The sequence below is a fragment of the Acidovorax sp. KPB24-07 genome, assembly GCF_057543315.1.
Genome location: NZ_BAAJYS010000006.1, coordinates 52,069 through 64,106, shown reverse-complemented (window position 1 = coordinate 64,106; position 12,038 = coordinate 52,069). Strand labels below are relative to the sequence as shown.

At 64.8% G+C, this 12,038-nt stretch carries 14 protein-coding genes; 4 read left to right on the top strand and 10 right to left on the bottom strand.

The genetic code is table 11. From position 1 onward, the window contains the following. Positions 1 to 3,190 (bottom strand): trifunctional transcriptional regulator/proline dehydrogenase/L-glutamate gamma-semialdehyde dehydrogenase (gene putA / locus AC27IQ_RS02105; RefSeq protein ID WP_487087864.1); only part of this gene is annotated, 3,190 nt, incomplete at its 3' end. Positions 3,191 to 3,294: 104 nt separating this feature from the next. Between putA and AC27IQ_RS02100 the strand changes: the two genes are divergently transcribed. From AC27IQ_RS02100 to rlmD, 3 genes are all read left to right on the top strand, one after another. Then, a complete protein-coding gene (locus tag AC27IQ_RS02100; protein ID WP_284430801.1) occupies positions 3,295 to 3,771 on the top strand; it encodes an Lrp/AsnC ligand binding domain-containing protein in 477 nt (158 codons plus the stop codon). A 112-nt stretch (positions 3,772 to 3,883) separates the two neighbouring features. After that, complete coding sequence (locus tag AC27IQ_RS02095) at positions 3,884 to 4,198, top strand: hypothetical protein (protein ID WP_317358705.1); 315 nt, start codon at positions 3,884 to 3,886, stop codon at positions 4,196 to 4,198. 44 nt (positions 4,199 to 4,242) lie between these two features. Then, positions 4,243 to 5,682 (top strand): 23S rRNA (uracil(1939)-C(5))-methyltransferase RlmD, encoded by a 1,440-nt coding sequence (gene rlmD, locus AC27IQ_RS02090; protein ID WP_487087861.1) that lies wholly within the window; start codon positions 4,243 to 4,245, stop codon positions 5,680 to 5,682. Positions 5,683 to 5,716: 34 nt separating this feature from the next. Here the strand turns inward: rlmD and AC27IQ_RS02085 are convergent, their stop codons facing one another. Next, a complete protein-coding gene (locus AC27IQ_RS02085; protein WP_487087859.1) occupies positions 5,717 to 6,097 on the bottom strand; it encodes a hypothetical protein in 381 nt (126 codons plus the stop codon). A 156-nt stretch (positions 6,098 to 6,253) separates the two neighbouring features. Then, positions 6,254 to 6,946 (bottom strand): Bax inhibitor-1/YccA family protein, encoded by a 693-nt coding sequence (locus AC27IQ_RS02080; RefSeq protein WP_272563846.1) that lies wholly within the window; start codon positions 6,944 to 6,946, stop codon positions 6,254 to 6,256. Between the two features lie 222 nt (positions 6,947 to 7,168). Between AC27IQ_RS02080 and AC27IQ_RS02075 the strand changes: the two genes are divergently transcribed. Then, a complete protein-coding gene (locus AC27IQ_RS02075; protein WP_092745095.1) occupies positions 7,169 to 7,576 on the top strand; it encodes a GlcG/HbpS family heme-binding protein in 408 nt (135 codons plus the stop codon). Between the two features lie 212 nt (positions 7,577 to 7,788). Here AC27IQ_RS02075 and hemP read toward each other — a convergent pair whose 3' ends face one another. The 7 genes from hemP to yedA form a co-directional block, all read right to left on the bottom strand. Next, positions 7,789 to 8,007 (bottom strand): hemin uptake protein HemP, encoded by a 219-nt coding sequence (gene hemP, locus AC27IQ_RS02070; protein WP_092745014.1) that lies wholly within the window; start codon positions 8,005 to 8,007, stop codon positions 7,789 to 7,791. A 90-nt stretch (positions 8,008 to 8,097) separates the two neighbouring features. Continuing rightward, positions 8,098 to 8,505 (bottom strand): ExbD/TolR family protein, encoded by a 408-nt coding sequence (locus AC27IQ_RS02065; protein WP_284430805.1) that lies wholly within the window; start codon positions 8,503 to 8,505, stop codon positions 8,098 to 8,100. Positions 8,506 to 8,510: 5 nt separating this feature from the next. Next, on the bottom strand, positions 8,511 to 9,227 hold the full coding sequence (locus AC27IQ_RS02060; protein ID WP_092745016.1) for a MotA/TolQ/ExbB proton channel family protein: 717 nt from the start codon (positions 9,225 to 9,227) through the stop codon (positions 8,511 to 8,513). Between the two features lie 15 nt (positions 9,228 to 9,242). After that, positions 9,243 to 9,944 carry an energy transducer TonB gene (locus AC27IQ_RS02055; protein WP_487087855.1) on the bottom strand — a complete coding sequence of 234 codons (702 nt, stop codon included), beginning with the start codon at positions 9,942 to 9,944 and terminating at the stop codon, positions 9,243 to 9,245. Between the two features lie 97 nt (positions 9,945 to 10,041). Continuing rightward, positions 10,042 to 10,314 carry a (2Fe-2S)-binding protein gene (locus tag AC27IQ_RS02050; protein WP_317358716.1) on the bottom strand — a complete coding sequence of 91 codons (273 nt, stop codon included), beginning with the start codon at positions 10,312 to 10,314 and terminating at the stop codon, positions 10,042 to 10,044. A 213-nt stretch (positions 10,315 to 10,527) separates the two neighbouring features. Further along, positions 10,528 to 10,836 (bottom strand): SWIB/MDM2 domain-containing protein, encoded by a 309-nt coding sequence (locus AC27IQ_RS02045; protein WP_272552302.1) that lies wholly within the window; start codon positions 10,834 to 10,836, stop codon positions 10,528 to 10,530. 223 nt (positions 10,837 to 11,059) lie between these two features. After that, positions 11,060 to 11,983 (bottom strand): drug/metabolite exporter YedA, encoded by a 924-nt coding sequence (gene yedA, locus AC27IQ_RS02040; RefSeq protein ID WP_487087852.1) that lies wholly within the window; start codon positions 11,981 to 11,983, stop codon positions 11,060 to 11,062. Positions 11,984 to 12,038 lie beyond the last annotated feature (55 nt).

Here is a 12,038-nt window from a genome sequence, read left to right as displayed (position 1 = left end):
GTCCGGTGGGCGGCGCCGTGCTGCCGATCGCGGCACGCGCGGCGTCGGCCGGGTGCTGGGACAGCAGGCGCAGCAGGTACAGCGGCCCGCCGGCCTTGGGACCCGTGCCCGACAGCCCCTCGCCACCGAAAGGCTGTACGCCCACGACGGCGCCCACCATGTTGCGGTTCACATAGACATTGCCCGCGTGCGCGCGGCGCACCACGCGCTCCACCGTCTCGTCGATGCGCGTGTGCAGTCCCTGCGTGAGGCCGTAGCCCGTCGCGTTGATCTGGTCGAGCAGGGTGTCCAGCCCATCGCTGGCGTAGCGCACCACGTGCAGCACGGGGCCGAACACTTCGCGCTTGAGCTCGCCGATGCTGGACAGCTCGATCAGCGTCGGGACGACGAAGGTGCCGCGCGCCAGCACTTCGGCATCCACCGTTGGGCGGAATACGGCGCGCCCCTGGGCGCGCAGCGTGGCCACATGCTGCTCGATGACGGCGCGGGCCTCTTCGTCGATCACCGGGCCCACGTCCACCGCCAGCAGGCCGGGATCGCCCACGGTCAACTCGGCCATGGCGCCCTTGAGCATGGTGATCACGCGGTCGGCTGCATCGGTCTGCACGCACAGCACGCGCAGGGCGGAGCAGCGCTGGCCGGCGCTGTCAAAGGCCGAGGCCACCACGTCGCCCACCACCTGCTCCACCAGCGCGGAGGAGTCCACGATCATCGCGTTCTGCCCGCCGGTTTCGGCAATCAGCGGAATCGGGCGGCCCTGCGCGTCGAGCCGTCCGGCCACGCTGCGCTGCAGGATGCGCGCGACTTCGGTGGAACCGGTGAACATCACGCCCATCACACGGGCATCGCCCACCAGCCGGGCGCCCACCGTCTCGCCACGCCCTGGCAGCAGTTGCACCGCACCCTTCGGCACACCTGCTTCATGCAGCAGGCGCACGGCTTCGGCTGCGATCAGCGGGGTTTGCTCCGCCGGTTTGGCCAGCACGGTGTTGCCGGCGGCCAGGGCGGCGGCCACCTGTCCCATGAAGATGGCGAGCGGAAAATTCCATGGGCTGATGCAGACCACGGGGCCGAGCGGGCGGTGGGTTTCGTTGTCGAAATGGCCCTCGGTCTGCACGGCGTAGTAGCGCAGGAAGTCCACCGCCTCGCGCACTTCGGCCACCGCGTTGGCGCAGGTCTTGCCGGCCTCGCGCATCAGCAGGCTCATCAGCTGGGGCAGGCCCGCCTCCAGCAGTCCGGCGGTGCGCCGCAGCGCAGCGGCCCGTGCGCCGGGCGCCATGGCGGCCCAGGCGGGGCCGGCATCGCAGGCAGCCTGCAGCGCGCAGTCCACATCGGCCTCGGTCGCCTCCTGCACGTGGCCCACGACATCGGTGGGGTCTGCAGGGTTGCGCACCGCCAGCGTCGTGCCTGCATCGGCCACCGGCCCGTCGATGAGGGGCTCGGCCTGCCAGAACTGCTGCCTTTCAGCGGCCAGCGCATTCGACAGCCGGGCCAGCACGGATTCGTTGGACAGGTCCACCCCCGCCGAATTGGCGCGGCGGGCTCCGTACAGGTCCTTGGGCAGCGGAATGCGGGGATGGGGCAGGGCGGTGGTGCCTTCCGCCGCCGCGGCGGCATCCACCGTGGCGACGGGATCGCTCACGAGCGATTCCAGCGCCAGCGTGGTGTCGGCCACGCGGTTCACGAACGAGGTGTTGGCACCGTTTTCCAGCAATCGGCGCACGAGGTAGGCGAGCAAGGTTTCGTGCGTGCCCACCGGCGCGTAGATGCGGCAGGGGCGGCCCAGCTTGCCGTCCGATGGCGCGCCCACCACCTGCTCGTACAGCGGCTCGCCCATGCCGTGCAGGCACTGGAACTCGTACTGTCCAGGCTGGTAGCTGGGGCCCGCGAGCTGGTAAATGGTGGCCAACGTCTGCGCGTTGTGCGTGGCGAACTGGGGGTACACCATGTCGGTGGCGGCGAGCAGCTTGCGCGCGCAGGCGATGTAGGAGACGTCGGTGTGGGCCTTGCGGGTGTACACCGGGTAGTCGGACAGGCCGTCCAGTTGAGCGCGCTTGATCTCGCTGTCCCAGTAGGCGCCCTTGACCAGGCGGATCATCAGGCGGTGCCCGGTGTTGCGGGCCAGGTCGATCACCCAGTCGATCACGTGCGGACAGCGCTTCTGGTAGGCCTGGATGACGAAGCCGATGCCGTTCCAGCCCGCCAGCGACGGGGCGCGGCACAGCCGCTCCAGCAGGTCGAGCGACAGCTCCAGCCGGTCGGCCTCTTCGGCGTCGATGTTCAGTCCGATGTCGTACTGGCGGGCCAGCTCGACCAGTTGCAGTACCTTGGGGTACAGCTCGTCCATCACGCGGGCATATTGCGCCCGGCTGTATCGCGGGTGCAGCGCCGACAGCTTGATCGAGATGCCGGGACCCTCGTACACCCCGCGGCCGGCGGATGCCTTGCCGATGGCATGGATCGCCTCCACGTAGGAACGCAGGTAGCGCGCCGCATCGTCAGCGGTCAGCGCGGCCTCGCCCAGCATGTCGTAGGAGTAGCGAAAGCCCTGTGCCTCCATCGCGCGGGCGTTGGACAGCGCCTGTTCGATCGTTTCGCCCGTGACGAACTGCTCGCCCATCATGCGCATCGCCATGTCCACGCCCTTGCGGATGAGGGGCTCGCCGCCCTTGGCGGTCAGGCGACGCAGCGCGGAGGTCAGGCCGCGCTCGCTGTGCGTGGCCACGAGCTTGCCGGTGAGCAGCAGCCCCCAGGTGGCGGCATTCACGAACAGCGAGGGGCTTTTGCCCAGGTGGGGCTCCCAGTCGCCCGAGCGGATCTTGTCGCGGATCAACGCGTCGCGCGTTGCACTGTCGGGAATGCGCAGCAGGGCCTCGGCCAGGCACATGAGCGCAACCCCTTCTTGTGAAGACAGGGCGAACTCCTGCAGCAAGCCCTGCACGATGCCCGCGCGTCCGCCAGCGCTCTTGCGATGGCGCAACGTGTCGGCCAGGCGCAGGGCCAGCGCCTGGATGTCTCCGGACACGCTGCCCGGCAGGCGCGCCAGATCCAGCAAGGGAGCCAGTGCGTGCGGCTCGGGCCGCCGGTATGCGGCGGTGATGGCGTGGCGCAACGGATGGCTGTCCGGTGGGCGGGGCGCAAAGGCGAAATCGTTGGTTTCGGGTGCGGCAGAGTCGGCGGAGAGGGACATGGCGGCGTAGGAGACCCAGTGAGCTGGAGGTCTGTGCATCATGCAAGCGATTAATTTGAATTACTTTCCAAAAAAACCCGATAGAACAGAATAAAAATCCAAAGATGCAAGACTCCGAACCTTCCCTGGATCGCATCGATCGCCGCATCCTCAAAACGCTGCAGGAAGACGGACGCATCGCGAACCTCAAACTGGCCGAGCGCGTGGCCCTGTCGCCCACGGCCGTGCTGTCCCGCGTGCAGCGTCTCACCCGCGACGGATACATCTTGGGTTACGAGGCGCGGCTCAATCCGCTCAAGCTCGGGGCGGGGCTGCTGGTGTTCGTGGAGGTGTTGCTGGATCGCACGACCCCCAATGTGTTCGACCAGTTCAAGGCGGCGGTGCAGGTGCACCCTGAGATCCTGGAGTGCCACATGGTGGCGGGCGGGTTCGACTACCTGCTCAAAACCCGCTCTGCCGACATGACGGCCTACCGCGAATTTGCCGGCCATGTGCTCTGGCAACTGCCCGGCGTGCGCGAGACGCGAACCTACGCCGTCATGGAGGAGGTCAAGCACTCCACCCACCTGAATCTGGGCTGAACGGGGCGCCGTCTGTCGCACCAGGGCTCCCATCGCTGATCCGCCGTGGCATGAAGTCCGCAATAATCGGCGCCATTCATCTGCGATAACGCACCGAGGAAGGGATCCACCCATGCCAGTCATCCGCTATGCCGCCGCCGCGCTCCTGGCCGGCTTTTTCTCCCAGGGCGCGTCTGCCGCCTGCTACCTCGTCTATGGCGCCGACCAGCAGGTGATTTACCGCTCGCAACGGCCTCCGGTGGACCTGGCCCGCCAAGTGCACGAAACGCTTCCCCGCGTGGTTCCCGGCGGCACGCTGGTGTTCACGCTGGACAACTACGGCTGCGAATTGGAGATCAACCGGCTTCCCGTGTCTGCATCCATGGGCGGCGCTTCGGTGCAAGCGCTGCCCGTCACGCCGCGCCGCGCACGCGCCGACCGCAGCTGACGCCTCGCGCCGGGAAGGGCGGCCCGGCCTGAGACAATCGGGGGATGAGCGACCCCACAGAAACACCGATCCCCACGAACGAATGGCCGCAAGGCTGGCTGGAAGTCACGTCCATGGACATGGACGCCCAGGGCGTGGCCCGCAAGCCCGATGGCAAGGTCGTCTTCATCGACGGCGCCTTGCCCCTGGAACTCGTCACGGCCAATACCCACCGCAAGAAGAACAACTGGGAGCAGGCCAGCCTCACGGCAATCCACCGCGAATCGTCGCAACGCGTGCGCCCGGGCTGCCCGCATTTCGGCCTGCATGCCGGGGCCTGCGGCGGCTGCAAGATGCAGCACCTGCACGTGGCCGCCCAGGTGGCCGTGAAGCAGCGGGTGCTGGAGGACAACCTCTGGCACCTGGGCAAGGTCAAGGCCGAGACCATCATGCGGCCCATCGAAGGCCCGGCCTGGGGATACCGCTACCGTGCGCGTCTCTCGGTCCGTTACGTGATCAAGAAAGGCCAGGTGCTCGTCGGCTTCCACGAGCGCAAGAGCCGCTACGTCGCCGACATGGAGGTCTGCCCCGTGCTGCCGCCCCATGTGAGCGCCATGCTGGTGCCATTGCGCGCCCTGATTGCCTCCATGGAGGCCCGCGACACCTGCCCCCAGATCGAGCTGGCCTGCGGCGACCACGTCACCGCCCTCGTCCTGCGGCACCTGGAACCCCTGAGCGAGGACGACCTGGCCAAGCTGCGTGCCTTTGCGGCCGAGCAGGGCGTGCAGTGGTGGCTGCAGCCCAAGGGGCCCGATACCGTGAAGCTGCTGGATGCCGAGGGCGAGCAGCTGTCCTATGCACTGCCTGACTTCGGCATCACCATGCCGTTCAAGCCCACGGATTTCACCCAGGTGAACCCGCACATCAACCGCGTCCTGGTGTCGCGTGCCTTGCGCCTGCTGGACGCGCGCAAGGAGGAGCGGGTGATCGACTGGTTCTGCGGCTTGGGCAACTTCACGCTGCCCATCGCCACCCAGGCGCGCGAAGTGCTGGGCATCGAAGGCAGCGAGGCCCTCGTGGCCCGTTCGCGCGAGAACTACCGTTACAACCAGGCCCAGGCCGCCGAAGGACAGCCCCTGGCCCCGACGGACTTCGTCGCGAGGAATCTGTTCGAAATGACCCCGGAGATGTTGGTGGCCGATGGCGTGGCGGACAAGTGGCTGGTCGACCCACCCCGCGAAGGGGCCTTCGCCCTCGCCAAAGCCCTGGCGGACATCCACCAGGCACGCCTGGGTGCCGAAGAGGCGCCTGCGCTGCCGCCAGGGGCCGAAGGGTGGGTTCCACCCCAACGCATCGTGTACGTGAGCTGCAATCCGGCCACGCTGGCACGCGATGCGGGGTTGCTGGTGCACCAGGCGGGATATCGGTGCGTGGCCGCGGGCGTGGTCAACATGTTTCCCCACACGGCACACGTGGAGAGCATGGCGGTGTTCGAGCGCGCCTGACGGTGCAGTCGATGTGGGCTGACCAGTGTGGCGGTCAGCTGCGGTTGCGGGAGGCGGCGCCGGACTCGCCAGACTCCCCGGCTTCACCGCCGCGGCTGGCGCGATCGGGCTTGGCCTCCAGCTTGCCCAGCACCGAGGGCGAGCCCTCGAGCTTGTTGTCACGCATGTATTGATCCATGTCTTTCCAGCCGGCAAAGACCGAGGCCTTGGCGGCCTTGGGGTTCAGCGTGAAGCAATCCTCCAGGCCGCGCAGCGCATGCCGGCAGGCGCCGCCGATCGCCTTGGCTTCGGCCTCCTTCTGAACCACTCGGGGATCGGGTCCCAGGCCCGGAATCTCGCAGCCGGACAAAAGCACCAATGCCAGGGATGCCGCGGCGTAGCGCGGACGGAGGAGGGGGGCTGGAAAATGAGCCATGTGGTTTGATTATCGGCACGGCGCCTGGAGGATTGAGGGCGAGGCCCTGCTTTTCCGTGGAATATTCCCGAACGCATTGATGCAACACCCCCCGCACCATGAAAAAAGGCCTCTTGCGAGGCCTTTTTTACGTCAACGTTCAATCAGAGCAGCGCATCAATCGCGCTCGCCACCCGCGATGCCCAGAAGCGCCAGCAGGCTTTGGAACACGTTGAAGATGTCGAGGTACAGGGCCAGCGTGGCACTGATGTAGTTGGTCTCGCCACCGTCCAGGATCTGCTTGAGGTCATACAGCATGTAGGCGCTGAAGATGCCGATGGCGGCGACCGAGATTGCCATCATGCCGGCCGAAGAGCCGACGAACACGTTGATGATGGCGCCGACCATGAGCACCATCGCACCCACGAACAGCCATTTGCCCATGCCTGACAGATCGCGCTTGATCACGCTGGCCAGGGTGGCCATCACGAAGAACACGCCTGCCGTGCCGGCAAAGGCGGTCATGATCAGATCGGTACCGTTCTTGAAGCCCAGCACCATGCCGATCAGGCGAGACAGCATCAGCCCCATGAAGAACGTGAAGGCCAGCAGCACGGGAACGCCCGCAGCAGAGTGCTTGGTCTTCTCGATCGCATACATGAAGGCGAAAGCGCCACCCAGGAACACGATCAGCCCGACGCCGCCACGCAGCGACTGGGTGATGCCGGTTGCGACGCCGACCCACGCGCCCAGCACCGTCGGCAGCATGCTCAGCGCAAGCAGCCAATAGGTATTGCGCAGCACTTTCTGCCGCTGCTCCTGCGAGACCCCATATCCCGCTGAGCCCAGGGTGGTGACTTGGTCGTTCATCTTCTATATCTCCTTTGAGGCCTGCACAGCGCAGACGTACAAATTCTAGGTGGTGCCGATCTCGGCGCTTTCAAATACCCTCTCTCGATCCCGTACTTTAAGGATGCAGTCTTTTGCCTTGGGCCCGCAGAGCGCCGCCATGGGGAGCCGGTATGCTCGTGGACTTCGTTGGGCCATCGGCCCTGCCTTCCCTGATTTGAACTGGACTGGACTGCTACCGCCATGAAAAACAAACCCGAACTCGAAGCCGCCGATGTCAAGAAGATCGCTGCGGCGGCCGAGGCCGAAGCCCTCAAAAACCAATGGGCGGTCACGATTGCCATCGTGGACGATGGTGGGCATCTGCTGTCCCTTCAGCGCCTGGATGGGGCCGCTCCGGTGTCGTCCCACATCGCTCCCGGGAAGGCCCGCACGGCCGCGCTGGGACGCCGTGAAAGCAAGGTCTACGAAGACATCGTCAACGGTGGCCGTACCGCGTTTCTGAGTGCTCCATTCATCGACGGCCTGCTGGAAGGCGGCGTGCCCATCATGAAGGACGGCCAGTGCCTGGGTGCAGTGGGGGTGAGTGGCGTGAAATCGACGGAAGACGCGCAAATCGCCAAGGCAGGCATCGCCGCATTGGGCCTTTGAATCGGCGGTGGTCGGGATGCCCAGCCAATGCCGTAGTGGGCATGACGCGCGGCAGACACCGGATCCGCATGGCATATAAAAAAACCGGCCTGTAGGGCCGGTTTTGTTTTTGGGGTGGTGAGAAAAAAAGCCTGGCTACGCGGGCAACCCGTTGGCTGGCAAATACGACCCTTCAGGCACTGAGGTGCCCTGGAGTCGCCCCACGATGAAACCTATTTGGTCAGAATCAGTTTGCCCAGTTTGGTGGCCTGCAGGCGGTAGACCGAACCGTTGTGGCAGATGGCCACGGTCTTCTGGCCTTTGAGCAACTCCCGGCTATCGACAGCCGGTGCGGAGCTTGCCAGATGCGCGGCGCCGGACGGCTCGCGCTCCTGAAAGACGGCGGAGCCGAAAAAAGACGAAGAAGGCAGGGCGTTGAGACTGGCGTGCATGAGAAATCCTCTGTGCTTTGCGATTGAGTTAATGATAACCATTCTCAATTGTTAGTCAAGTGACGCGCTCGCCTATCTTGTAAATATTTATCACTGGGGCTCGGTCACGAACCCGATCTTGCGCACGCCCGCCCGCTGGGCGGCAGACATGGCCTGTGCCACGCGCTCATAGCGCACCTCCTTGTCGCCACGGATGTGCAGATCGGGTTGCGGATCCTTGACCGCTTCGGCCTTGAGGCGGGGTTCGAGCTCGTCGTCGCTGATCGTCAGTTCGTTCCAGTGGTATTTGCCATCGGCGGTGACACTGAGGCGGATGGTCTCGGGCTTGACGTCTTCGCGCTGATTGGAGGCACGTGGCAAGTCCACCGGCACGGCGTGCTTCATCACTGGCACCGTGATGATGAAGATGATGAGCAGCACCAGCATGACGTCCACCAGCGGCGTCATGTTGATTTCGTTCATCACCTCGTCGGAGTCGTCCTGGGTTCCGAAAGACATGGTTTTCAGCCCTTCTTGATCGGCAGCACCTTGGCTTGTTCGCCAGGGGCGCTGACGCGTGCGCCCGTCACGAAGTAGGCGTGCAGGTCATGCGCGAAGCTGTTCAGGTTGTTCAGAATGGACTTGTTGCCCCGCACCAGCGCGTTGTAGCCCAGCACGGCAGGAATCGCCACGGCCAAGCCGAGGGCCGTCATGATCAGTGCCTCGCCGATCGGGCCGGCCACCTTGTCGATGGTCGATTGGCCCGAAGTGCCGATCGCCACCAGCGCGTGGTAGATGCCCCAGACGGTGCCGAACAGGCCGATGAACGGAGCGGTCGAGCCGACCGAGGCCAGCACGGCCAGGCCCGATTGCACGCGGGCCGTGAACTCGTCGATGCAGTTGCGCAGGCTGCGCGTGACCCAGTCGCTTACATCCAGGCTGTCATGCAGATGCGCCTTGGTATTGCGGTGGTGCGCCGTGGCTTCGCGTCCTTCCAGGGCCAGATGGCGGAAGGGGTTGGCAGGGTCGTCGCCGAGCTTGCTCAGGCCGGCGGCGAAGTCTTCGCTATGCCAGAAATCACGTGCACCACGCGCATGTTTCTTGAAGCGGAAGATGTCCATCGCCTTGATCAGGATGACGATCCAGGAGGCCAGAGACATGCCGAGCAACAGCACGGCAACAGCGCGGGTGACAAAGTCACCCTGGATCCAAACGTTGGCAATGCCGAAATGCGATTCCATGAAAACTCCTGAAAATTATTCGAGAACAAAATTGACGGGGACCAGGTTCCACATGGTCTCGGGCTCGCCGTTGCGTTTGCCCGGCACGAAGCGCCAGCGCATCACGGCGTCCTGCGCCTGGCGGTCCAGCCGGTCGAAGCCGCTGGACTTGTTGATTTCCACCTTCTGCGGAAGCCCGTCCGTGCCGATGAGCACACGCAACACGACCTTGCCTTGTTCACCCAGCCGCTTGCTGATGGCGGGGTAGGTCGGCCTGGGATTGTTCAGGTAGGCCGCATCGCTGGAAGGCAACTCGATCTTGGGAGGGGCTGGCGGCGCGGGAGGAGCGGGCGGCGGTGCAGGGGGCGCCATGGGTGCCGCGATGGGGGGCGCAGGCGGCTGGGGTTCGGTAATCCCGGTGGGCGCATTGGGCGCAGGCGTGGGGTCGGGAATGGCCACCGGCATGGGCGCCGGACGCGGGGCAGGCGCTTTGGGGGCTGGTTTTGGCGGAGGCGGCGGCGCCGGCTTGGGTGGCGGTGGAACGGGTGGAGCAGGGGGCGCTGGCGGCGTGATGAATTCGCTCAGTACCTCGGCAGGCACGATGACCTCTGCGGCTTTGCGCAGCAGCCCCGACTGCAGTGCCCACAACCCGGCCACGTGCAGCAGCACGACGGAGCCTGCGATCACGGCGTTGCGGCTCACACCCCGTGAGGAGCCATATCGATCAAATTGGGACATAAAAATGATAGCTGCCAACGCCCACAGGACAAGCGCCAGATGCCTAGAAGGCCAAGTTACTTACGGAAGATCCACCACACGGAGCCGATGACGAGAATCAGGCTGCCTGCGAGGGTTGAGAGCAGTTCCATGCTTTGCTTTCCAGGATGGAGTTGGCAAGCTGGATCGTCTGCGAGGCGATCTCTTTGTGCAGCGCGGCGACCGGATGCGAAACGCTGCATTGGGCCACGACATCCCGTGCGCAGCTTTCGCAACGGCCGCATTGGGTGGCCACGCCCAGCTCGAACTGGATCTCGTCGAAACTCATGCCAGCATGTGCATGGCGTGCAATTTCGCGGTCAGAAACCCGGTGGCAGACACAAACGATCATGGTGCAGGCAGTGTTGGCTGGCTGTTGACAATGGGGTATTATAAATGCGAATTCATCGCATTTGCAATCCTTTGGTTTCTTGCTTGTTGAAAAGCAGTGGATTGACACACCGGCAGCACATGGGTTCCCGGTGGCCCAGGCGAAAAAAAGCCGGCAGTGGTGCCGGCTTCGTTTTTCATTCGCCGCCTGCTGAACGTGCAGACGATGGAATGCTTACTTCACGTGTTTACCGATCAGGCCAGCCATTTCGAACATGGAAACCTGGGGCTTGCCGAACACTTCCTTGAGCTTGGCGTCGGCATTGATCATGCGCTTGTTGCTGGCGTCTTGCAGGTCGTTGGCCTTGATGTAGACCCACAGCTTGCTGATGATCTCGGTGCGGGGCAAGGGCGTGGAGCCCACGACGGCAGCCAGGGCAGGGCTGGGCGTAAGGGCTTTCATGAAAGCGGCGTTCGGGGTGCGCTTCTTCGCGGGAGCTGCGGCCTTGGCTTCGGAGGCCGGCGCTTTCTTTGCAGTTGCCATGTTGGGTTTTCCTTGTTGGAAGTGAAATATCGTCACCAGCGAAAACCTGCTTCTCCACTGGCCCGCAGATGCTACTGGGAAAAAAACGCGTTTCCAAGCGAGGCAGGGCTTTTTTTTGCCTCCATTTGTTGCTTGGCTACCGCGCAAGCGCCACGGTGCTGGCGCCCGTCACCGCCATTGCAATGGGATGCGCACGATCTTCGGTGGCGCATCGGCTGCGATCTCAGCGCGATCGCCGCGAGACGAAAATGGCCGCGACCGCGGACAGGATCAACGCGCAGGCGCCCCATTCGCCGGCGGTCAGATGCTCGCCAGCGATGGCGCTGCCGAGCAGCAAGGCAATGAGCGGGTTGACGAAGGCGTAACTCGATGCCAGTGCCGGCGTCGCATGGCGCAGCAGATAAAGGTAGGCGCTGAATCCCACCAGCGAGCCCAGCGTCACCAGGTAGAGCCATGCCAGCAAGGCTTCGGGTCGCGGCGGCCACGCGGGCTTCTCGCCCAGCGCCAGGGAGACGGCCATCAGCACAGCGCCTCCGCACAGCATTTCGCTGGCGAAACCACTGGCTCCGTCGGCCAGCGGAAAGCGCGTGGTGGACAGCACAGACCCCAAAGACCAGCACAAGGTCGCCGCGAGGATGCAGACCATGCTGAGAGGGGATGCGGAAAAGCTGGCACCTTGCACCAGTACCAACACACCCAGGGCCCCCAGCAGCATGCCCACCGTCTCGCCACGGGTCGGACGCCTTCCCCACAAGAGTCCCCATGCGGCGATCATCATCGGCACCACGGCCACGCAGGCTGCGATGAGGCCGGAGCCGACGTGCACGCTGGCGGTGGCCGTTAGCCCCATCCCGCCGCCCAGCATCAGAGCGCCGACGATGAGGGCATGCATCCATTGCCGCTTCGTCGGCAGCTTCGGTGCGCTGCCGCTTTGGGGCTTGCGCCACGCCACCCATGCCATCAGCAGTGTGCCTGCAGCGAGAAAGCGGGTGCCCATCTGGAAAAACGGTGGAAAGCTTTTGAGGGCCAGCTGGATGGCCAGATAGGTCGAGCCCCAGATGAGATAGCAGGCCAAAAGGGCCAGGAGCAGCACCGTGGGGAGGCTGCGTGCAGCAGGGCTGGCGGGGGAGGTGGAAAGTGAAGTCATGCCGCAAATGCTATGCAGGCTGAGCGTGCTTTTCCATGGCATTTGAAAGGCTGGA